19 protein-coding genes are annotated in these 23,515 nt (G+C 34.9%); 7 read left to right on the forward strand and 12 right to left on the reverse strand.

Annotation, left to right across the window (positions count from 1 at the left end; genetic code table 11):
* Nucleotides 1-89: 89 nt before the first annotated feature.
* Nucleotides 90-857, forward strand: coding sequence for an ABC transporter ATP-binding protein (locus tag BM183_RS04675; protein ID WP_091684806.1), 768 nt, complete (start codon nucleotides 90-92; stop codon nucleotides 855-857).
* Nucleotides 850-2,820: an ABC transporter permease gene (locus tag BM183_RS04680; RefSeq protein WP_091684807.1), complete on the forward strand. Its 1,971-nt coding sequence runs from the start codon at nucleotides 850-852 to the stop codon at nucleotides 2,818-2,820. The genes BM183_RS04675 and BM183_RS04680 overlap by 8 nt, the downstream gene beginning before the upstream one ends.
* Before the next feature lie 639 nt (nucleotides 2,821-3,459).
* On the opposite strand, the gene BM183_RS04685 is transcribed toward BM183_RS04680, so the two are convergent.
* The 5 genes from BM183_RS04685 to BM183_RS04705 all read right to left on the reverse strand — a co-directional run bounded on the left by BM183_RS04685 (nucleotide 3,460) and on the right by BM183_RS04705 (nucleotide 9,398).
* A complete protein-coding gene (locus tag BM183_RS04685; protein ID WP_091684809.1) occupies nucleotides 3,460-4,032 on the reverse strand; it encodes a starch-binding protein in 573 nt (190 codons plus the stop codon).
* A 20-nt stretch (nucleotides 4,033-4,052) separates the two neighbouring features.
* Nucleotides 4,053-5,798: a glycoside hydrolase family 13 protein gene (locus BM183_RS04690; protein WP_091684810.1), complete on the reverse strand. Its 1,746-nt coding sequence runs from the start codon at nucleotides 5,796-5,798 to the stop codon at nucleotides 4,053-4,055.
* Nucleotides 5,799-5,849: 51 nt separating this feature from the next.
* The gene (locus BM183_RS04695; RefSeq protein ID WP_091684812.1) at nucleotides 5,850-7,166 is read right to left on the reverse strand and encodes a sugar ABC transporter substrate-binding protein; all 1,317 of its coding nucleotides are present in this window, start codon (nucleotides 7,164-7,166) and stop codon (nucleotides 5,850-5,852) included.
* A gap of 61 nt (nucleotides 7,167-7,227) precedes the next feature.
* Nucleotides 7,228-8,052 carry a sugar ABC transporter permease gene (locus tag BM183_RS04700; RefSeq protein WP_091684814.1) on the reverse strand — a complete coding sequence of 275 codons (825 nt, stop codon included), beginning with the start codon at nucleotides 8,050-8,052 and terminating at the stop codon, nucleotides 7,228-7,230.
* 5 nt (nucleotides 8,053-8,057) lie between these two features.
* Nucleotides 8,058-9,398: a carbohydrate ABC transporter permease gene (locus BM183_RS04705; RefSeq protein ID WP_091684816.1), complete on the reverse strand. Its 1,341-nt coding sequence runs from the start codon at nucleotides 9,396-9,398 to the stop codon at nucleotides 8,058-8,060.
* A 422-nt stretch (nucleotides 9,399-9,820) separates the two neighbouring features.
* Here BM183_RS04705 and BM183_RS04710 point away from each other — a divergent pair, with 422 nt between their 5' ends.
* Entirely contained in the window at nucleotides 9,821-10,735 is a 915-nt protein-coding gene (locus BM183_RS04710; RefSeq protein WP_091684818.1) for a LacI family DNA-binding transcriptional regulator, read from the forward strand.
* A gap of 34 nt (nucleotides 10,736-10,769) precedes the next feature.
* Here the strand turns inward: BM183_RS04710 and srtB are convergent, their stop codons facing one another.
* On the reverse strand, nucleotides 10,770-11,618 hold the full coding sequence (srtB, locus tag BM183_RS04715) for a class B sortase (protein ID WP_091684819.1): 849 nt from the start codon (nucleotides 11,616-11,618) through the stop codon (nucleotides 10,770-10,772).
* 310 nt (nucleotides 11,619-11,928) lie between these two features.
* Between srtB and BM183_RS04720 the strand changes: the two genes are divergently transcribed.
* The gene (locus tag BM183_RS04720; RefSeq protein ID WP_170847891.1) at nucleotides 11,929-12,846 is read left to right on the forward strand and encodes a diacylglycerol/lipid kinase family protein; all 918 of its coding nucleotides are present in this window, start codon (nucleotides 11,929-11,931) and stop codon (nucleotides 12,844-12,846) included.
* A gap of 56 nt (nucleotides 12,847-12,902) precedes the next feature.
* Here the strand turns inward: BM183_RS04720 and BM183_RS04725 are convergent, their stop codons facing one another.
* Together BM183_RS04725 and BM183_RS04730 are read right to left on the reverse strand one after the other, a co-directional pair.
* A complete protein-coding gene (locus BM183_RS04725) occupies nucleotides 12,903-15,269 on the reverse strand; it encodes an ATP-dependent DNA helicase (RefSeq protein WP_091684822.1) in 2,367 nt (788 codons plus the stop codon).
* Nucleotides 15,270-15,427: 158 nt separating this feature from the next.
* Nucleotides 15,428-16,009, reverse strand: coding sequence for a hypothetical protein (locus BM183_RS04730; RefSeq protein ID WP_091684824.1), 582 nt, complete (start codon nucleotides 16,007-16,009; stop codon nucleotides 15,428-15,430).
* A gap of 322 nt (nucleotides 16,010-16,331) precedes the next feature.
* Here BM183_RS04730 and BM183_RS04735 point away from each other — a divergent pair, with 322 nt between their 5' ends.
* Entirely contained in the window at nucleotides 16,332-16,685 is a 354-nt protein-coding gene (locus BM183_RS04735; protein WP_091684858.1) for a DUF1292 domain-containing protein, read from the forward strand.
* 250 nt (nucleotides 16,686-16,935) lie between these two features.
* Nucleotides 16,936-17,379 carry a hypothetical protein gene (locus BM183_RS04740; RefSeq protein ID WP_091684826.1) on the forward strand — a complete coding sequence of 148 codons (444 nt, stop codon included), beginning with the start codon at nucleotides 16,936-16,938 and terminating at the stop codon, nucleotides 17,377-17,379.
* Between the two features lie 232 nt (nucleotides 17,380-17,611).
* Here the strand turns inward: BM183_RS04740 and BM183_RS04745 are convergent, their stop codons facing one another.
* The gene (locus tag BM183_RS04745; RefSeq protein WP_091684860.1) at nucleotides 17,612-19,609 is read right to left on the reverse strand and encodes an ATP-dependent helicase; all 1,998 of its coding nucleotides are present in this window, start codon (nucleotides 19,607-19,609) and stop codon (nucleotides 17,612-17,614) included.
* A gap of 5 nt (nucleotides 19,610-19,614) precedes the next feature.
* Nucleotides 19,615-21,078, reverse strand: coding sequence for a glutamate--tRNA ligase (gene gltX / locus BM183_RS04750; protein ID WP_091684827.1), 1,464 nt, complete (start codon nucleotides 21,076-21,078; stop codon nucleotides 19,615-19,617).
* 408 nt (nucleotides 21,079-21,486) lie between these two features.
* On the opposite strand from gltX, the gene mgrA reads away from it, so the two are divergent.
* Nucleotides 21,487-22,476: an L-glyceraldehyde 3-phosphate reductase gene (mgrA, locus tag BM183_RS04755; RefSeq protein WP_091684829.1), complete on the forward strand. Its 990-nt coding sequence runs from the start codon at nucleotides 21,487-21,489 to the stop codon at nucleotides 22,474-22,476.
* A 174-nt stretch (nucleotides 22,477-22,650) separates the two neighbouring features.
* Here the strand turns inward: mgrA and BM183_RS04760 are convergent, their stop codons facing one another.
* Nucleotides 22,651-23,088 carry a hypothetical protein gene (locus BM183_RS04760; protein ID WP_091684830.1) on the reverse strand — a complete coding sequence of 146 codons (438 nt, stop codon included), beginning with the start codon at nucleotides 23,086-23,088 and terminating at the stop codon, nucleotides 22,651-22,653.
* 140 nt (nucleotides 23,089-23,228) lie between these two features.
* Nucleotides 23,229-23,495 carry a hypothetical protein gene (locus BM183_RS04765; protein ID WP_091684832.1) on the reverse strand — a complete coding sequence of 89 codons (267 nt, stop codon included), beginning with the start codon at nucleotides 23,493-23,495 and terminating at the stop codon, nucleotides 23,229-23,231.
* Nucleotides 23,496-23,515: the final 20 nt, after the last annotated feature.

Genomic DNA, 23,515 nt, shown 5'->3' on the forward strand with positions numbered 1-23,515 from the left:
AGATTCATTTAGGAAATGTAAGTCAAAGTTATGGCTGCTCATTTCCTTTCTTAGTATACTGAACATGACAAATTCAAGGAGGTTATAACATGTCAATTTTAGAAGTAAATAATGTAAAGAAAATCTATACAACCCGCTTTGGGGGAAATCATGTTCAGGCTTTATCTGATGTATCTTTTACAGTAGAAAAAGGAGAATATGTAGCAATTATGGGAGAGTCCGGTTCCGGTAAAACCACATTACTGAATATTCTTGCTTCCCTTGATAAGCCCACCAGCGGCGAGGTACTATTAAACGGAAAAAGTATTGTTTCTATCAGCGAAAAAGAGATATCTGCATTCAGACGTGATAATTTAGGTTTCGTATTTCAGGATTTTAACTTATTAGACACCTTTTCATTGCAGGATAATATATTTTTACCTTTGGTTCTTTCCGGTAAAACTTACGAAGAAATGAACAGCCGTTTAAGACCAATTGCAGCAAAGCTAGGAATCAGTGATATTCTTGGCAAATACCCTTATGAAGTATCCGGAGGACAGAAGCAAAGAGCTGCCGTTGCCAGAGCATTAATTACAGGCCCTCAGCTTGTTCTTGCCGATGAGCCTACCGGTGCACTGGATTCCCGTGCTGCTGACGGATTACTCCACTTATTTAATGAAATCAACGATGAAGGCCAGACTATCCTAATGGTAACTCATAGTATCAAAGCTGCCAGCCATGCAAAACGGATACTGTTTATTAAAGATGGCCAGGTATTCCATCAGCTGTATAAGGCATCCATGGACAATGAGGCAATGTATCAGAAGATTTCCGATACCCTTACTATGATAGCGACAGGCGGTGCAAGAAATGAGTAAATTATTTTATCCAAAACTTGCCGCTACTAATATTAAAAAGAATTACCAAACCTATGTACCTTATATTTTAACAAGTATCGGTACGGTCATGATGTATTACATTTTGAAGACCATATCTTTAGATGACGGACTGAACAGCATGTCAGGTGGTGACAGCTTAAAAACGATACTGGCTATGGGATCTTTTGTAATAGGTTTATTTTCACTCATATTTTTATTCTATACCAATAGTTTTTTAATAAAGAGACGTAAAAAGGAATTTGGTCTATTTAATATTCTTGGTATGGAAAAGAAGCATATATCCCGAGTTATGTTTTTTGAAACTGTCTATGTATCTTTCATTAGCATAATCCTTGGTCTTCTTGGAGGTATTGTTCTATCCAAACTTATGTATATGCTTTTGCTTAAATTATTAAAGTTTGAAGTTCCAATGGGATATGCCATATCATTTACGGCTGTTTATAAAACTCTAATTTTATTTGCAGGTATATTTTTATTAACTTTTATTAATAATCTTAGACAAATCCATTTGACTAAACCAATCGAACTTCTAAAAGGGGGACAAGTTGGAGAAAAAGAGCCAAAAACCAAATGGCTGCTTACTTTAATTGGTTTAGCTGCACTTGCAGGAGGCTATATAATTGCTATTACTACGGAATCTCCTATAGCCGCCTTATATATGTTCCTTATTGCAGTTATATTAGTGATTATCGGCACCTATTGCCTTTTTACAGCAGGAAGCATTGCACTTTTAAAACTGCTGAAAAAGAATAAAAAGTATTACTATAAAACCAAACATTTTATCACTGTATCCGGTATGATGTACAGGATGAAGCAAAATGCCGTAGGACTGGCAAATATATGCATCCTGTCAACAGCTGTGCTTGTTATGCTGTCTACTACTGTATCTTTGTATATTGGTATGGAGGATGTGCTTCGTACCAGATATTCAAGAAATCTATTAATAACTTCCTATAATATTACGGAAGAATATCGAAAGGATGTAAAGGATACTGTTTCAAATATATTGGAACAACATGGTACAGAACCAGAAAATATACTGGAATACCGTAATCTGGGCTTTGGTGCAGCAAAAAAAGGAGACTCCTTTGTTACCGGTGATGAAATAGGTGATACTTTATCATCAGATATTAAAATGCTGTATTTTATACCTTTGGAAGACTATAATGCCATGAATAATACCTCATATACATTAGATAACAATGAAATATTTCTGATCGTAAATGGTGAAACCTATACCCAAGAAACATTCACCATATTTGATACTCCTCTTCATATTAAGGAGCATCATAACTCTTTAGGTGAACGCCTGTCAGACATAGGAGATATAGTCAATAGTTTTTATGTTATAACAAATGATCTAGGTCAGATAGAAGAAATGTACCGGCAGAAAATGGGTAATTCCGATGAATCTGTAACTTATTACCGTTATATTTATGGATTTGATATCAATACAGAGGACGAAGAAACCATTCAAATATCACAAGATATTAGTTCTGCTTTAGAAAATAGTTATGTTGAATCTGCTGCGGGATCAAAAGAAGGGTTCTTCTCCTTATATGGAGGCTTGTTCTTCCTTGGTATATTCCTTGGTGGGTTATTCATTATGGCAACCGTATTAATTATATACTACAAACAGATTTCAGAAGGATATGATGATAAATCACGTTTTGAAATTATGCAAAAGGTGGGTATGAGCCGTGGGGAAATAAAGAAATCCATCGGAAGCCAGGTACTGACCGTATTCTTCCTGCCTATTGTTACGGCGGCCATTCATATTGCCTTTGCTTTTAAAGTAATTACTAAATTATTGGCTTTATTGAACCTGACTAATGTAGCTTTATTTGCATGGTGTACACTTGGTACATTATTGGTTTTTGCTGTGTTTTATGCAATTATTTATGTGATGACGGCAAAGGTTTATTATAAGATAGTGCGTTAGATATTCAGTAAGGACGCTTTTGCCTAATAGGGGTTTTATTCCCTTTTATTCGATAAAGTCGGGGTTAAATGTATAGAATTCTGACACAATTCAAGAAATCCAAGTTCTAATAAATTAATGCTAGAATGTGGCTTACAGTATAAAGAACATTACGTAATAATGATATTAATAATCAAGGAATCTGTGACGCTTCTAGTATACACTTTTAGAAGATGGTTATTACAAATCAAAATGATAATCATACTTAACTATTATTAGTTACTTTTTGAATATGAATAAAGAACGAACCGTAATAAATTTTATTTTCCACAAAATTAATATTAAATTTTCATCTGTTAATTTCCATATACAGCTTTGCCCCTCATAAGCCTAAATCGACCTTAGAAAGTAGGAGAGGCTATGTATTTCATGTGACTTTGGCAAATTCGTTATGGTTCTTATACTATAGGAATTGCGCCAATATATAAAAATTGTGATGTTTGACGAGGCGAAGCCGAGGAGTTCGCAATTTTTATATATGCTTTAAGCGATTACTATAGTATTAGAACTATCGGATTTACCTATGGAACATGAAGTACATAGCCTCTCCTACTTTCTAAGGTCTGAATACCCTACAGCAGGCAAAGCGTCCTATCTTGACTAGTTATCCTTTTTCTTCCTAAATGTAGCCACCATAACCCCTAATGCTCCCAAGCCTGCCATAGCAACCGGCATAATGGAAGATACGTCGCCAGTAGCAGGAGTTTCGTCTTTTACTGCTTCGGCTGCTTCACCAGCCGCTGCCACAGGCCAACCTTCTTCCGGTTTTTCGTATAATACGGCCTGAGCACCTTTTACACCAAGGTCATTTTCTTCTCCTTCACCGCCTACAACAATCCAGCATTCACCAATGGATTTTGATACCCCATCTACGTTATTGGATTGTGGAGTTCCATTAGCTGTACTAAATACTAGATTTAAATCTGCTTCTGCTGGTAATGTATGGGTATACCAGCCATCTCCTTCTTCTTTCATAGCGGTTCCCGGCCATACTCCTGCTGTTTCTCCTGCATCTCCCCAATTGTAAACATTCATGGAATCCCAACCGGCATTATTCTTTACATGAATTACAACGGTGTCACCGGCTGCTTTTACTGTGGTTCCTCTTAATCCCACCATCAGGACCATAGCTGCAAGTAAAATAGTTGCTGCTTTTTTAAACCTTTTTAACATAATAATACCTTCTTTCTTTTTTATTTTTCAGCAAGCTTTATGTAGAAGGCTGTAAATGCCGGAATCTGTATTCTTAAAGTTCCCTGCTCCAGCTTCCATTCAGACTCGCTTAGTAACTCTTTTACATAATTATATTCAAAAGAACTTTTAGGAAGGTTATAGTCTGCTACATCTTCCCTCTGATTAATTAGAATGTAAATGCATTCCTTGTTATATTCCCTTTTCATTACGAATAAGGAATCCGTACTCAAAAATGTAATATCTCCATATTGTAAGGCTTTCTCTTTTTTTCGAATGGATATTAGTTTTTTATAATATTGATAAAGCTCCATATCCCAATGTTCCTGATTCCAGTCAAATCCTTTCCTGCAGCCCGGATCATAGTTGCCTGTCATTCCTATTTCGGTGCCATAATAAGTGCATGGCATACCAATATATCCGAAGAGAAATGCCGCTGCATTCTTTAGTTTTTCTTTTCTTCCCTGGCAGGTATAAAGGAAGCGTTCTGTGTCATGACTGTCCAGCAGATTAAGCATTGCTTCGTTAACTTGATCCGGATACCGGATTAAAAGGCTGCTTAGTCCCTTTTCAAAGGATCTTGCAGATATTTCACTTCTTGCAAAGAAATCCTGACTCAGCTTGGTTACCTGATAATTCATAACACTGTCAAATTGGTCACCCATTAGCCACGGAAGTGCATTATGCCAGTTTTCACCGATAATCACAGCTTCTTCATTGATTTCCTTTACTACCCTTCTGAAATCTCTCCAGAATAGGTGGTCGATTTCGTCGGATACGTCAAGCCTCCAACCGTCAATGTTATATTCTGTGGTCCAATAGCGGATGGCAGACAATAAATATTCCTTTAACTCAGGGTTTGCGGTATTTAGCTTAGGCATATACGCCACATGTCCAAAGGTTTTATAATTAGGAGGATCCATTTTTACCGGGTAATCCTCAATAAAGAACCATTCCCAATATTTCGATTCTCTACCCTTTTCTACAGCATCCAGAAAAGGTTCAAATAAATTACTGCAGTGATTAAAAACTGCATCCAGAACGATTCGAATTCCTCTATCATGTGCTCTTTGTACCAGTTCTCCAAATACTTCTTTATCTCCAAAATAGTTATCAATCTCAAAGTAATTCACAGTATCGTATTTGTGGTTAGATGGTGATTGAAAGATCGGGGTAAGATAGATTCCATTAATCCCAAGATCTTTTAAATAATCCAGTTTATCTATAATACCTTTCAAATCCCCACCGTAAAAACTTTTTGGGTCAGGGTCTGCATCCCAGGGCGTTAAATCTGGAGGAGAATTCTTTACATCTCCATTAAAAAATCTTTCTACAAAAATCTGATAAAAAATTGCTTCTTGTACCCAGGAAGGCTCCTTATGGACATCCACCTTATTAATATAAGGATATTGGAAAAAATAACAATATGCAAAATCATCATTAAATTTATCTGCAAATCCCAATTCGGTATAATACAGCTTTTTTTCCCCTTTTGTAAGCCCAAAATAATAACCGATTCTGCTATCTTCGCAGATAATGTTATATTGGTAATAATCATAGAACTCATCTGTTAAGATTTTTTTCATTACATGTCTCTCGTTGTTTTTCCAATCGTATTTTATACCATGGATTATTTCAACTTGATCCACATCATCTTTAGCAGTTCTCAGTCTGATATGTAATTCATTTTCTTTATATGGGTAAGCATAATTGCTCTTTGGTATATGACAGATTGCTTGTAAGTTCATCTTGTCTCCTTCTTTATGTCTTTGTACTCTTTCTTTCAAGTTCCAACTCAATTATTCGGTGGTTAACATGGTATTCCAGTCACTTACTGCTTTTTGCCTGCCCTCCTCTGGTGTTAACTGCCCATCAAATACAGCCTGGCATACGCTTGCGGAAATAGTCCAATAATAAGAGATTCTTTGTACAGAAGGCATTGGAAAGGAGTTCGCAAACTGTTCCACGAAAGGTTTTATATATTCATCTTCAGACAGGCCCCTTATATTGCTTATATCTTTTAAAGTTGGTATTTTGTTGGCTACTTCATATAACAAGCTTGCCGCTTCGTCGCTGACCAGATACTCCGCAAACAGCTGCGCGGCTATTGGGTAGTCTGTAAATGCTGATACATGGGCATTCTGTACACCGGCAAAAGGAGTCAGCACTCTACCGTTAAAGGTAGGAAGAACCGTTACACCAAAATTCACACCGCTCTTTTTGAATTCTGCAATATCCCAGGGCCCGGATATTTCGTAAGCAACTTTACCTTCCATAAACCGGCTTTTTAAAAAACTTACATTTCCAAGATCAATAGCATTAATTGGCATAATTTCATGTAAACTGCTAACTAACTCCAGACCTTTTTCGAATTCATCTGTATCAAATCCAGGATTATTTTCGTCTTTACCACCTTCACCAAACAAACTAAATCCATAGGAACTTAGCATAGGATAGATTTTATAGCCATCTCCTATGGTGGCCAGAAAATAAAATTCATTATTAGCAGAATCATTGAATTCTTTTGCTTTTTCCATAATTTCTTCTAAAGCAGCCGCAGGCTTTTCTCCAACGATGTCCTTATTATAGAACAGGCAGGTGGTTTCAAGAGAGATCGGAACTCCATAAACTTTTCCCTCCGCCGTAACGGTTTCTACACCAACTTCATTGACACGTTCCTTTATATTGGTTACAACAGGTTCTTCTAATTCTAAAAATAAGCCTGAAGCAACACCGTGTTGAAAGGAGTCATGAGGACTCATAAATACATCTGCGCCAGTTCCGGCAGGACCGCTTAATGCTATCTTATCAATGGCACCAAGTCCTACTTCCTCTACGGTTACAGGAACACCGTATTTTTCTTCAAATTTCTTTCCAACCGCTTCACCAAACTCAACATCACCGGTCCAGTAGGTAAGTTTAGCACCTTCTTCCGGAACTAGATTTTGTTCTTCCAGCTGGGTATTCTGTAATGAGCCTTCCTTATCAGAGTTTTCTTTTGTTTCTTTATCTGTTACAACAGTTGTATTATCAATCGGTATCTCTTTCTTACATCCGGTAAGTGAGAGTACAAAAAGTACTGCCAGTAAAGCAGAAAGTGTTCTTTTTCTTAACATATACATCCTCCTGACTATTATTAAAATTATATAATACTTGTTTCAAATACATTTTCTATGCTTATCCCTTGTTAGCTCCTGCGGAGATACCCTCCACCAGATATTTCTGAAAAATTAAATATAATATGGTTATAGGTATTGCAATTAGTACTGTTCCGGCAGCAAATGTTGTAAAGTGGGAGTTTTCTTTTCCGGATATCATGGAATACAGGCCAACTGCAAGTGTCTTAGTAGATTCTCCTGTAAACAAAAGATTGGGCAATATGTAATCCATCCAGGGCATCATAAATTGGGATACTGCACAGTAAACAATAATAGGCTTTGACATAGGTATAATAATCTTTAAGAAAGTATTTATTTTTGAACTTCCGTCTATGTAAGCCGCTTCATCTAAAGAGATGGGTACTCCGTCCAAATACCCTTTAACCAGCCAAACATTGTAGGGAATAGCTCCGGCTGCATATACAAGTACCAGGGACAGCGGAGTTTTATTTAATCCTAGGGTAATGAATAATGTATAAATAGCAGTCATTGATAAAAAACTTGGAAACATGGATAGAATCAGCATAGCCATTAAGCCGGTTTTTCTTCCTTTAAATTTAAATCTGGATACTACCCATGCTGTAATCAAAATCAATATAACTGACACAAATGCATTCACCACTGCAATGGAAATGGTATTCTTAAACCATGTCACATAGTTGGTTTCCTGAAAGAGTCTTCTATAATTATCCAGAGTTAGCTTCTTAGGAATCAAGGAGGAAGTTGCAAGACCTGTTCCATTGTTAAAAGATGACATAACGATCCAGATTACCGGAATAATTACAATTAAGGATGTAACCATTAATTCCAGATTTATAAGTATTGCTTTTAAACGCTTCTTCATCCGGATCACACCTCCTTAAATGCGTTGGTTCTTTTGAAATTCCAGAAAGAAACCCCGCCAATTATAATAAATAAAATTATACACATAACTGCTGCCATATCATAAATCTGATGATCTAAAGTCAGCTTATAGATCCAGGATATTAAAATATCAGTATCTCCTGCCAATTGATATTTAGGATTTACCGGTCCTCCTTCAGTTAAGAAATAAATAGCGCCAAAACCATTAAAATTACCTGCCAGATTCATAACAAGCAAAGGACCCGTGGCTTTAAACACCAAAGGAAATGTAATCTTTCTAAATACCTGAAAGGAACTGGCACCATCCATTTCCGCCGCTTCGTAAAGCCCTTTATCAATATTAGACAAAATACCCTGAATCATAATCATGAACATAGGAAAGCCCATCCAAAGGTTAACCAGAATAACCGTTATCTTTGCTAATAAAGGATCCGTAAGAAAAGGAATTCTTTCCTTGGTTAAACCAAGGTCTATAAGCAGCTGTCCAAGGGGACCAAATTGTCCGTTAAGAAGATTTTTAAAAACCAGTAAGCTGATCAACTGGGGAATTGCCCAAGGTAAAATCATAATGCTTCGGTATAGGGACTTAAACTTTACATACTTGCTGTTCAGCAAGACTGCCTGGAACATTCCTATAAAATAAGTGGAAAGCGTTGCACACACTGCCCATATTATTGTCCAAAGAAAAACTGAGAAAAAGGTATTGGACCAAATGGGTACCTGAAACAACTTGGTAAAATTCTTAAAACCGACCCAGTCAACTAAACCGGCAGGGGGTAAATGATTTTTGTTATAATTAGTAAAGGCAGTTAAGAAAGAGAATATAATTGGCATAAATACTACAAAAACCAATAAAATAATAATTGGAATCAATATTATGTAAGGGAATGATTTCTCATAGGTCTTTTTAATAGACTCTTTTGAGGAAATGTAAACACCTTCTTCATCAATCCATTTACCTGCTTTAAAAGCATCTCTTATATTCCAGATATATATAAATATAAAAGTCAGGAGAACCAGAATACTAATAATCCCTCTAATCATAAGCATGGTGGAATGATCTCCTCCCTTAGCACCGGCTTGTTCTCCCAAGGTAATAAATCCCCATAACCCTTTTGTAAAAAATCCACCATGGAGTCTTATGCTAAAAGGTGAAAATAACCCTGAAAAATACTCCAGCCAATATCCGGATAACAGTTCAATTCCAATGAAAAGTACTTGCATCAGGAAAAAGAATAAACCTTTTAATTTCTGTCTGCATAGGAAGAACTGACCTCCACCCCATATAAAAACAGATACCAATGCAGAACTTTTTCTTTTTGTCATGTAAAGTCCTCCTTCTTATACACTTAACCGGTTAATTTAATTCTACTATAGCACCTTTTATTTATATCGTCAAGTCATTTTGCATAACATTTCTTTGTATTTCATTGTATATTTTGTATGATTTATACTACGTTTTAACTTAAACTTATTTAAGTTAAGTTAAATAATTCTCTTTCAACCCTTTGTTTCATAGTATTTCTAGGCACTTTATATAATCAAGTTAAGTTAGTTAATAATTTCCGTATTTTATAAACTTAGGGTCAAAATAATATATAATACCAGCTATGTCCCGGGAATACATTACCTTTCATATCCATCAGAACTTTATCATATTATAGGTCCCGTCTATTTTCATTGAATACCCCAGTTTAAAATGCTATAATATTCCTATATTAGTAATTTGGAAAGGTAAGGTGTGCTTCATGAAGAAAATGAAAGTTACCATGAAAGACATTGCAAAAGAATTAAATCTGTCACTTGCTACAGTTTCCTATGTCCTGAATCATTCTGAAAAGGAAAAAATCAGTCATGACACACGTATAAAAGTTCTTGAAACAGCAAAAAGACTAGGCTATGTCCCTAATCAGACTGCCAAGTCCTTAGCAAATAAAAGAAGTAACCTGATGGGAATAATTATTAATCTAAATAAAAATGCCTCCTCATTAATGAAATATCAATGTTTGGATCTTGCAAGTGAATTACAGGATCAAATCTATAAGGAAGGCTATGACACTATTCTTTCTGTTACCCACGAATTAGAAGATATCGAGATAAAATACAAGCATTCACTTGAGGCTGCATTTATTATAGATATTAATGAAAAATCCTTGAAAAAGGTAACCAATAAATACTATGTACCTGTTGTTTTTTTAGATTGTGATTTTGAAGAAGGCTTATTTTATAAAATATTGCCTGATTATCTTTTTATGATAGAAAAAGCTAAAAAGATGTTAGAAGAGGAACATCCATATCTGATTATGGACACCATTATAAACGAGAGAATAAAAGAACAAATTATGGATAACTTTTCAAGAGATGATATTTACATTCATAGTTCTAATGGAAATATAAAGGAATTCTTATTTCAGAAAAAAGCAAGAAAAGGGATTGTTATTGGAGATTTGTTAGGAATGCTGGTTGAACGCTATGTAGATAATGATAATATTGTTGTTCTGTCTTCTAACTATGTCACGGACCAGTTACTTGCCGATACCAAACGAATTATCGTCAGCAATAAAAAGAAGGCCGAAACAGCCACTCAGATATGCAAAAAGTTAATTAATCTGGATTATGATATAAGCGGACATACCAGAATCTTGTTACAGCCGGATGAATAAACCTTACAGGATGAAGAGCGGAATGAATTTCCTCCTATTCTTTATCCTGTAATTTCTTTGCTACTACTACTAGCCTTCCGTCTTCGGTGGTGTAATCACAGGTAGAAAGTGTTAGGAAAGTATCTCCGTACTGTGCTTCATTTCCTGTGTCATATAAAGACATTTCTTTTATATTGGTATAAAATTTATCAAACTCTTCCTGATTGGATGCTTTAATAAACTGATAGTATTTAAAAGTATCTTCATTTTTTAGATAAACTTTGGATAAGAAAACAGATACAATTTCATACTGAGCTTTTTCATATATGGTATGAAAAGAAATTACTTTATGTGCTTCATAAAAAGACTGATTTTTATATTTTCTTAAAGCGGAAAACATAGTGCCGTCTTTCATATTGTGGCCATATATAATGAGATTGCTATCAGGTAATAAGACATCATTTTTGTAATCCAAAAATAAGCTTCCATGTTTTTTTTCCTCACCATAAAAATCATGGTTAAGATAATATTCATTGTCCTTTCCTTGCATAACAGGATAATCAATTATGGTATCTGGTATGGTAAGCCATCCTATAAACTCCCTATTCTTTTCATAAACTTCCGTAAATTCAGGTAATATCCCGGTTCCTGGCTTAAGAGAGCCTTCCGGAGCATTACCGGTATTATCTTCTTCACTTAACTTTACATCTCTTTCCTCTGTATCTTCTGATTGAGCCAATTGCCTGGAATTACCTGTTTCCTCTTTTATGATTTCAGAAATTGACTGGTTTCTTTTTTGATAAGCGTAACCCTGATAATAAAAATCTGCAATATATAAAATACACCCTGAGAATACACAAATAGACAGGATACGTATGATAAGCCTGCTGTCTTTTCTTTTCAAATAGCATCATTCCTTTCTACTGATTGGTACAAATACGTTGTGATAACTTATTATTGTTTCGAACCTTTCCTTGCTTTTGCCATCTTCCTAACTTTCTCTATCTTCCTTATTCCGCTATCTTCCTATTTCCGCTATCTTCCCTATTTTTCTCGTTCTATCCTTGCTTCCGGATTATACCAATTACTTTATTGTTTTACATTATACTTTTAACTGATTAAGCATAACATTCATTGACTTTATTATAGATATCATATAAAATTTATTTAAAGAAAGTATATATTTTTTATACCATAACAGAATGGAGTTTTCTATGTATTATTTTATTGTAAATCCAAATTCCCGCTCTGGGAATGGAATTAAGATATGGTATTTAGTAAAAAACGAATTAGATTCCTTAGAAGTACAATATACAGCTTATTTTACAAGACATAATCTGCATGCGTCGGAAATTGTTCAGGAAATATGCGATAGTTCCTCCGGTGTTAAAAATATAGTTGTTTTAGGCGGAGACGGTACGATGAATGAAGTGATAAACGGTATTAGAGATTATGATGACGTAATATTAGGCTATATCCCCTCCGGTTCCAGTAATGATTTAGCAAGAAGCCTAAGTCTTCCCAAAGATCCCATTAAAAGTCTTAAAAACATTCTGACTCCAAATCGCTTTCAATATGTGGATACCGGTTGCGTTAATTCAAATGATTTTCAGCGAAAATTCGCAGTAAGCTGTGGCATAGGTTTTGATGCAAAAATATGCGTGGTAACCAACCGTTCCAAGTTAAAAAAGGTATTGAATAAATTTGGACTTGGAAAACTGACTTATATCATGATTACCTTAAAAGAATTAATATTTACTCCATTTATGGATGCTGAACTTATCATTGATAATAAGATTTCCAAATCATATAAGCAAGTTTTATTTATAACAAGTATGATACATAAATATGAAGGTGGAGGTTTAAAATTTACTCCTGATGCTAATCCCTACGATGGTAAGCTTTCCGTCTGTATGGCTCATGGGCTGTCCCGGTTAAAGATTTTATTCATGCTGCCAACCTTATTATTTGGCAAACATACCGGTTTAAAGGGAATCGAAATTTTTGATTGTAAAACTCTAGATATTACAGTGGATAAACCTGCTTCTGTTCATTTTGACGGTGAAGCTCCGGGTGAACTCAATCAAATCAAACTATCCTGTACCCCAAAACAACTACGGATTATTAAATAAGATTATTTACCTATATTTTTTGACTTAATGTTAAGAGGCTGTTGTACAGCCTCTTATTATTTTTTGTTCCAAAAAGAATCCAGCTCTGTTTCCATAGATTGTATGTCAACCATAATATTAGGAAACCACTCTCTGGGGAACAAACTTGTATATTGTTTTTGTACAAAACGTTCATCCAACAAAAGTATGGCACCTTTATCCTCCATGGTTCGTATTACACGTCCGGCAGATTGTTGCACTTTATTCATCCCCTGATACAGATAGGAATAATCGAAGCCTCTTCCATTGATTCTGTCATAATAATTACGGAAAAGTTCCCGTTCATTACCAACCATAGGCAGACCTGTTCCAACAATAACGGCACCGATTAACCTGTCACTTTTTAAATCAATTCCTTCACTGAAGACACCCCCCATAACACAGAATCCAATTCTGCTTGTATCCGGCTCTGTGGTGAATTCCTCCAAAAAGGCCTCTTTTTCTAATTCTGTCATAAAACTTTTTTGAATGACCAATCCTTCTAAAGAGCCTTCCGCCAATTGGGCAATGCTGTTTAACATCTGATAAGAAGGAAAGAAAACCATGTAATTTCCTTTTTTGGCACTGGTAAACGAATATATATACTCATATATTTTCTTATATTCTGCTTCATTACGCCTTGTATATTTGGTACTTACATCCCTTCCAATCATGAGCAGCCTGTTGTCCGTATGAAAAGGCGAAGGCGCATAAACTGCATAATCTTCTTCTCTTCCTCCTAACTGTTCCTTATAATAATGTATGGGCAATAAGGTAGCAGAAAAGAATACTGCACTTTTTCCTCTCTCTAAACACTTATTTAGATTCCAGGAAGGGTCCATACATAGTAATTTGATTCTGAATTCTCCTTGTTCATCATAATCAGTATAGGTAAGGTATTTCTCATTATAAATATCATAAATATTTAAGAAATGTCTGATATCCATATAGAGCTGAAGAATCTCATCCTTACCCTCAATATTAGGATTCTCCTGTAAAAACTCATCATACTCTGTCATTAGACGGAGTAAATGAAGAACAAAATCAGTAATATTTTCAATAACATTACAGTTATCACATTCCCGTTTTAATTTCAGAAGGTCTTCATTACAAGTTTGCAGCCTTTTTTCTAATTTTTTGCTTACTGCTTTTATTAAATTTTTTACTGTCATAAATTGTTTTTTGTAGAGAACGGCACTATACATTTCTCGTGCCCGCTCAACCAGATTATGTGCTTCATCAATTAAAAAAACATAATCATTCTTTTTCTCATTTAGAAAAAATTTCCGCAGATATACATTTGGATCAAATACATAGTTATAATCACATATTATACTGTCCGACCAAAGGGTTACATCTAAAGACATTTCAAAAGGACAAACCATATGTTTTTCTGCATATTTCTGAATCAATTCTCTGGAAATTTCATTTTCATTATTTAATAAATCAAATACTGCATCGTTAACCCGGTCATAATGCCCTTTTGCTCTTGGACAGGCAACAGGGTTACAATCCGGTTTATCCAGTATGCATATTTTTTCTTTTGCAGTAATGGTAACGGACTTTAAATGCAGTCCTTTTTTTACAAGTAACTGAAAAGTTTCTTCTGCTACCGTTCTTGTTATGGTTTTGGCAGTCAGATAGAATACCTTAGTAACAAATCCCTCTCCCATTGCTTTCACGGTAGGAAATACAGTAGAAATTGTTTTTCCAACTCCGGTAGGTGCTTCTATAAATAGCCGTTTATCCCGTATAATCGTTCTGTAAACATCAGCTACCAATTTCTTTTGCCCCGGACGGTATTCAAAGGGAAATTCCATTTCTTTAATGCTTTTGTTTCTATATAAGGACCAATTATACTGCCAGGCAGCCCATTTTCCATATTCCTCTATTACCTTTTGAAACCAGGCTTCTAAATCTTCTATAGAAAAAGACTCTTCAAAATACCGGATATTCTCCGTTTCCATATTGCAGTAGGTCATTCGGATTCCGATGGTATTGTGGATTTGCTTTTTTGCATAAATGTATGCATAACACATAGCTTGGGCACGGTGTACCGGAACAGGTGCTTCTAAATGGCTTAACTCCATATATACACCCTTGATTTCATCAATTACAACCGATGGATTTTCTTCCGGTAAGCTGATAATTCCATCTGCCCTTCCTTCTACGGTTATTTCGAATTCCAGCTCATCCCTCTTAATTGGCACTGTAATGCTCAGAGGAAATTCTGCACTGTAATTAGAACCCATCCTTTTTTGTATCTTTCGATGAATTCTGCTTCCTTCCTGCATTGCCTCGGTATCTCTTCTGCCTCCGGTTCTATTATCCAAATCACCGGATTTTAGAACAAACTCTACCAGAGATCTTACTGATATTTTAATTTCATTCTTATCCTTTTCCATAATTGCATCTCTTCCTACGAAAAAAGGTATCCAAATGGTGTGCCAATTAGATACCTTCTTATTCTATGTTATATTGATCATGTATAATAATTTTAATTCAATCTATCTTTATTTTACCATTCATATAGAAATAAATAAACTATACCGATCAACTTTTCTTATAAATATTCTGTATAGATTTCATCATCATCATCAAAGAGCCCTTTTTCATATCCTTTTGTCCAGTCAATGTTATTGGTTCTCCTATGCTTTACCAAAGGTTTATTTGGCTTCTCCGATTTACTGCCGAATTCCTGATCCAGCTTTTTCTGCTTGATTTTTTTCTCATTTTCTAATCTTTTTAGTGTCTCAAATTTATCAGGCTGTTGCTCTCTTTCTTTCGCTTGACCAGATTTTGATCTGGATTCCGCACGTTGGTTACCTCTGCCATAATTTTTGTCGTTTTCGTAATCATCATCTTTGTTAAAGGGATTATTCCTAAATTCTCTGTTTTTGTTGTAGCCCCCTGTTTTACCGGATTTTTCTCCTTCTAGAGATTTCCTATTTGGGGATTTCCCACCTAAGGAACTTCCTCCAAAGGATGTTCGGCCGGAAGGCTTACTTTCTCTTTTTTCCTGAACAGAAGCTTCTTTATTACTTCCATTCTGACGACTTGTTTTTGGCACGTAATTCTCATTCGATCTAGACTGTCTTCCTAGATTTTCTCTTGGTCTGCTATCCCTAGCATTGGTTGTAACCACTGAAGTTCTCCTCTCTTAACTTGAAATACTTCTTTTAATATAAATATTATTTATTGTGGCTAAAATGCTTGTATATAACACCTTTGTCTCACCACAATCTATTGTATATTTTATTCTATTTAAATATAAAGTCAATCACTTTTTGTAAATTTTAAGATAAATTTAAATAATTAATATGGCTAGAATTACCTTGCTTTTTTGCAGTAAATCTGTTAAAGTCAAATTGTTAGAAATAATAGAATTTGGTTATCCTATTCTTATTGTTTTAATATTTATAAAGCCCATACAGAATTCTGTAAATGGGTATGAAAGAGAGGTATTTATGAGCGAACACGGATGCGGATGCGGTTGTGGACACGATCACGAACATGAACATGATCAGATGAATGTAACATTAACACTTGATGACGGTACCGAATTAGAATGTGCAGTTCTTTGCATCTTCCCAGTTGAAGATAAAGATTATATTGCACTTGTACCTGTTGATAATGAAGATGATGATGAAGAGGGAGAAATCTTCTTATACCAATTCATAGAGCATGAAAACGAAGAAATCGAACTACTTAATATTGAGAATGATGATGAGTTTGAAGCAGTTTCTGATGCTTTCGATGAATTAATGGACAGTGAAGAGTTTGATGAAATGTTCGATGATGAGGAAGATGACGAAGAATAATCCCATTATATTCCAATTGGACGCTTTACCTTGTAGTTATTAATATAATATTACAATAATATAAGGTTTAAAATTATAAAAGGACATGTAGATTATCTTGCAGATAATATCTACATGTCCTTTTATAATTAAGGCTCTTTATAAAGTTTACAAAGTTGTGTGCATGGCATAGTGAGAAGTGTGGTATAATTCTAATCACTATGAAAGCTAATACGACGAAGTTTATATAATGGGAAGGAGAAAATAAAAAATGAAGCGGTTGCTTATAATTGTATGTATACTTGGCTTGCTTACGGGATTAATTGCCTGTAAAAACAATAGTTCAGATGTTGGGGATAATAATAACCTTAGCAATTCCGAAGCGGCAGTTATTGGGCCCGTTGAAATTATTAAGAGTTTCTTTACTGCTTTTGAAAAAGCCGACTATGAGAGCATGAAAATATACTGTACAGAGAAATGTATCAATACATATTTTCATGGCGACGATGTTTTTGGTATGATATGGGCGAAAGCAATACATATTGCAGAAGAACCAGAGATTTTGAACGAATATGAATATAGGATTTTTGTTGACATTGAAATGGAAACAACGAAAGCATCAGCACTGTATGGTGAATCTGAAACATCATTTTATGTTACAATGAAAAGAACAGATAACAATTTATGGCTGATTGATACATTTGTTACAGGATAAATGAGCATTTGACGCAACAGGTAGCAGAACCGGCCGTACTTGTTAACGTAAAATGAACGGTACTACGTACCGCCGTATGACAAGTCCGTCTGTCCCTGCGGTGTAGCAACAAATCGAGCGAAAGGCGGTAAACCACTTTCGCTCATATTTTCTAAGTACTTTATACCTCTTTTTCAATTTGGATGACATTCCCCGTTTATTTTTAACTATAATTCTATTTTATATTATGATTTTATATAATGGTCAGAAGCATGTTCTGAACACAAAATTCTAAGTCTAAAGTTCTCTCTTTCTTTAAACGTTCAAAATAAATTACCAATCTGCCTTGTCTGTTTTCTTTGATTTCACCCACTCCGTAAGTTTTATGATCAACTTTTGTTCCGGGGATTAATTTTTCTTTGTCTAACAGGATTTCTCCAACGAATCTGGAACAGGCCAGCTCTTTATTATAACGTTCTTTTACAGAATATATGTGAAGATATTCTTTGGCACGAGTCATGGCTACATAAAACAGTCTTCTCTCTTCTTCCAAATCTGCATCAACCACCGCTTTCCGATGGGGAGTAATGCCTTCGTTGGCATCCACGATAAAAACTGCCTCATATTCCAGTCCTTTTGAGCTATGCATGGTTGCCATAGTTACACTGTCTCTGTCTTTGTTCTGCCTATTAACAGCTTGTTCCTTTAATTCAGCTTTATATTCTTCAATATGCTCAAACCATTCTTCATAGCTTTTATATGGTTTTGCAGCTTCTTGCAGTTCATTTAGGGTGTCCATTAACTCATCCCCTTTTATCCTCCGGTAGTCTGCATATTCGGATAAATATTCCTCATAGCCGATTCCTTTTCGAATATAATTGATGGCTGCAAATGGACTCATAGTTTTTAACAGATGGATATCATATTCCAGTTTATCAATTCGGTCTATCATCCAATCCTTATCTCTGTAATATTCTCTTAACTTTGCAAATTCCACATAGGGCCCATCAAAACATTCTCTGTTCAGATACCTTTTGGGACGGTTAGCAATCTGTAGAAACAATCCCCTTTCCCTGTTTCCCATTGCTATTTTAATATAAGCTATAATATTGGCAGCAATCCAATGGTCATAAATGTTTGGAACCATATCCTTCATTTGAAAAGGAACGTTATATTCCATCATCTTTTCGATTAAGGCCCTAGGACCGGTATTGGTTCGAAATAATACCGCCATATTGGAAAAAGGCATCCCCAGTTTATAATACTGCAATATATTTGCTACTACCATACTGTTTTGTTCTTTCAGTTCTTTAAAGGTTTTTATAACCACATCCTGCCCATATGGCTTAACTGCTTTTATGTCCTTAGGGAATCTTTTGGTATTATTTTTCACTAAAGATGCTGCTTTACTTACAATATTAGCTGATGACCGGTAATTAGTATCCAGCAATATCTTTTTGGCCTTTGGATAATCATTCTGAAAGTTCAACATAATTTCAGGTTTAGCCCCACGAAAACGATAGATGGACTGGTCATCATCACCTACAATAAACAAATTATTTTCCGGTATTGCAAGAAGTCTTACAATTTCATATTGTACTCTGTTAATATCCTGGAATTCGTCAATTAAGATATATTGAAACTTCTTCTGCCATAGGCTTAAAATATCAGATCTTTCTTTTAACAGTTCATAGCACATAATAAGCATATCATCAAAATCTAACAAATTAGCTCTTCGAAGCTTATTATCATATGCTGTATATATTTTCTTAAAGACCTCTTCCGAACAGTTAATGGAATAATAATGTTCTAAGTCCAGTCCTTCCCCTTTGACCAAACTAATCTCAGAGAATATACCGGAAATAAAATCTTTTTCGTCTTCAATCTCTAAATTATTCTGTTCTATAATATCTCTCATATATTGGTATTTTTGTTCTTCACGGATAATATTAGACGCTTGAAAGCGATAGGCATATTTTAGAATTGTAAAAAACACAGCATGAAAAGTTCCAAAGTTTACTCCATTGCATTTGCCGGAAGTCAGCCGGCAAAACCGTTCTTTCATCTCCTCTGCTGCTGCCTTTGTAAATGTAATTACTAAGATATTATGAGGATTCACTCCGTACTCTTCAATCAACTTGGCAGTTCTTCTTGTAATCACAAGAGTTTTTCCGGAGCCGGGCCCTGCTAATACCAGCATGGGCCCTTTATTATGATTTATTGCTTTTATTTGTGATTCATTTATATCCATAGGCATTAAAGATTGCTTAATCTATCTATAGCAATTTTGATACGGCGAATGCTTTCTTCCTTACCGATAATATTCATGATTTCATATGCACCGCCTGGTGTTGACTGTTTACCGGATACTGCAGTTCTAAGAGGCCATAATCCGGTACCATTCTTAATGCCTTTTTGTCCGATATAATTCATAACAACTTCTTCAATAGCCGGAATAGAGTAATCTTCCAAGGCTTCTAATAATGGTAATTGTTCCTTTAGAACTTCTAAAGATATTTCTTCATTCGTCTTCATCTTTTTATGTGCATACATTGCTGTATCGTAATCTGGTAATTCTTCAAAGAAATCTATCATATCTTTGATATCCAGGAAAGTTTCTATTCTGGATTTTACCAAATCTGCTATTTTGTATAGATCTAAATCCTTTTGGATGGCTTCTTTGATGTAAGGAATGGCCATTTCATAATATTTTTCATTGTCCATTTTCTTAATATATTCACTATTCATCCATCTTAATTTATTCATATCAAAAACAGCCGGTGCTTTATTAATATGATGATAATCGAATTCTTTTATTAAGTCTTCCAAGGAGAAGATTTCTTCATTACTGGAGGAACTCCATCCAAGTAGAGCGATAAAATTAACAATGGCTTCCGTTACAAATCCCTGCTCCAACAAGTCTTCGAAAGAAGAGTGTCCGCTACGTTTTGACAGCTTCTTATGCTCTTCATTGGTGATCAAAGGACAATGTACGTAAATCGGTTCTTCCCACCCAAAGGCTTGGTAGAGTCTTGTATACTTTGGTGAGGAAGATAAATATTCATTTCCACGAACCACATGAGTTATACTCATTAAATGATCGTCAACTACATTGGCAAAATTATAGGTAGGAAAACCGTCAGATTTTATTAATATCATATCATCCAGTTCTTCGTTATCAACTGTAATATCACCATAAATTGCATCATGGAATGTGGTAGTACCTTCCGTAGGATTATTCTGTCTAATTACATAAGGCATGCCTGCAGCAAGATTTGCTTCTACTTCTTCCTTTGATAAATTCAAACAGTGCTTATCATATTTTATGATTTCTTTATCATCTTCTTCAGAAACTACACTTTTTAGAGATTCTAATCTTTCCTTGGTACAGAAACAGTAATAAGCCTCTCCCTTTTCTACTAATTCTTTTGCATATTTTAAATAGATACCTTCCTTTTGACGCTCACTTTGCACATATGGGCCGCATCCCCCATCTTTGTCCGGTCCTTCATCGTGTATCAATCCGGTCTTTTCCAGAGTTCTATAAATGATTTCCGTAGCGCCTTCTACAAGTCTTTCCTGGTCCGTATCTTCAATTCTTAGAATAAAATCTCCGCCCTCATGTTTAGCAATTAAATATTCATACAGTGCGGTTCTTAGGTTACCAACATGCATTCTTCCTGTTGGACTTGGTGCATAACGAGTTCTTATTCTGCTCATGTTTTTTTCCTGCTTTCTTTATTTATCTAAATATCATACAGCTTTCACATAAATAATGAGCTGATATTGTGATAAAAATCATACTATTTTTTTGCTGTAGATATTGGTTATCATAGGTAATAATATAATCTATGTACCAGCGTATGTCAAGGGTTGCAAATCCTCTTAAGGGAATTATAAATCAAAAAAACGGGCAGATTCTATACTAAATAATACAGCAAAAACAAACCCTGTTAAATTATATTTTTACTCCTAATTCTATTGCAGTAATCTGCTTTACGATATATGATAGAATTATAAATAGATTCATTTAGGCTGTGATTGATGGATTTACATAATTTACAACTCCATCCTTTCATTCATAAGTTATAAATGGACTAATTTAAATAAGTAAGAAAGAGGTGCTCTATGTATTCAGCCAATGAAAAACGTTACGAAAGTATGGTATACAACCGTTGCGGTAAAAGCGGCCTTAAACTTCCTGCTTTATCGCTGGGTTTATGGCACAATTTTGGTTCTTCCAACATATACGACAATATGGTAGACATGATCACAACGGCTTTTGATCATGGAATCACACATTTTGACCTTGCCAATAATTACGGACCAATACCCGGTTCAGCAGAAGAAAACTTTGGAAGGATCTTAAAGAATGAAATGAAACCCTATCGTGATGAAATTGTTATTTCATCCAAAGCCGGTTATTATATGTGGCCGGGTCCATATGGTGAATGGGGAAGCAAGAAATATTTAATATCCAGTTTGGATCAAAGTCTGAAAAGATTAGGCGTAGATTATGTAGATATCTTTTATTCCCATAGGCCGGATCCGGAAACACCGCTAGAAGAAACCATGATGGCTCTCCATCAGATTGTTCGTTCCGGAAAAGCACTTTATATTGGTATATCAAGTTATAGCGCTGAACAAAGCAAAGAAGCTATCCGAATATTAAAAGACTTAGGAACCCCTCTCCTTATACACCAGCCATTATATAATATGTTTGACCGTTGGATTGAAGATGGATTACAAGATGTACTTAGTAAAAATGGTGTTGGAAGTATTGCTTTTTGTCCATTGGCACAAGGTCTTCTTACCAATAAATATATTCATGGGATACCGGCAGATTCTCGTGCAGCAGACTCCAGAACCGCTTCCCTTACTTCAGAATCCATAAGTGAATCTGACATTGATAAGGTAAGAAAGCTTGAGCAAATCGCCAAAGACCGTGGACAGACAATGGCTCAGATGGCATTGGCATGGGTACTGCGGGGCGGAAAAGTTACCTCTGCATTAATTGGTGCCAGCAAGCCTTCCCAAATACTTGAGAATATTGATACTTTAAAGAACTTAAACTTTACCCAGGATGAATTAAGAGCTATTGAGACTATACTAAAGTAGGTATCATAAGCATTAATAGGGATTTTTCAAATAAAAAACTGTCATTCTAAGTGTAAATTCAATTGCTAAATATAAGTCAGGAATCGCTTCTTTTAATAATAAGATTTCTCCTCTAATATTTGGCAATTAATTAATCCTCAGAATGACAGTTTTTTAGCAGCTTCTATCCTATTATTAATAGAATTCCTCAATATTATAGAATTCTTTCATATAACCTGCAAAATCTCCGTTCATAATCATACTCATAGCAGATGCAAAAAATATAACAAATATTACTATACCGATTAAAATTATAATCAGACTTGCTCTGGCCCAGTTCTTTTTAGAAGGAGGAGTATCATTGCTAAAAGCCCAAACTAACAGCAGTACCGGATATGCAAATATACCTACAAAGGGAATAAACGGTACCAACATAGATAATAGCCAATTGCCAAAGGAAATCGGTTTTTCTTTATCTTGCTCTTGAATTCCTTGATTATTATACGTAGTTTGATTTATACCGGAATTATAATCCGTTATTGCAGAACCATTCTCACGAAATGAATTTCCACAGTATTCACAGAAATTAGCATTCTCATTTTCCGTGTTTCTACCGCACATTTTACAAATCATTGCTTGTTCATCCTTTCCTTTTATATAACACCATTAATCCGATTATATCACATTTCCCCAAAAAGCTAAACTTATTTTTAGGGTCTTTTTGTCTTTGGTGTTTGAAGAAATATCGCAATAGCTACGATTTGAAAACGCTTTTACCCAATTTCTTTCCACCTTCTTCTAAATTTTAGCACTATTACAGTTATTATTAATGCACCAATAAATATTCCCGCCATTAAATAAGTTACTGCTATTTCAACCTTATTTATTAAATTAGGAATAACCGTTATTACCATGATAAGTGCCAAGCATCTAATATACGTACTAATAAATTCTTTTAAATTAAACTTTAATTTTTTTCCCTTTATATTTTTCAATTTAAACTCTCCATTTATCCTGTATATGGAATCTTCTAATTTCATATAATTCTTGTCAGATTGAA

The sequence above is a fragment of the Anaerocolumna aminovalerica genome (assembly GCF_900115365.1).
Classification (GTDB): domain Bacteria; phylum Bacillota; class Clostridia; order Lachnospirales; family Lachnospiraceae; genus Anaerocolumna; species Anaerocolumna aminovalerica.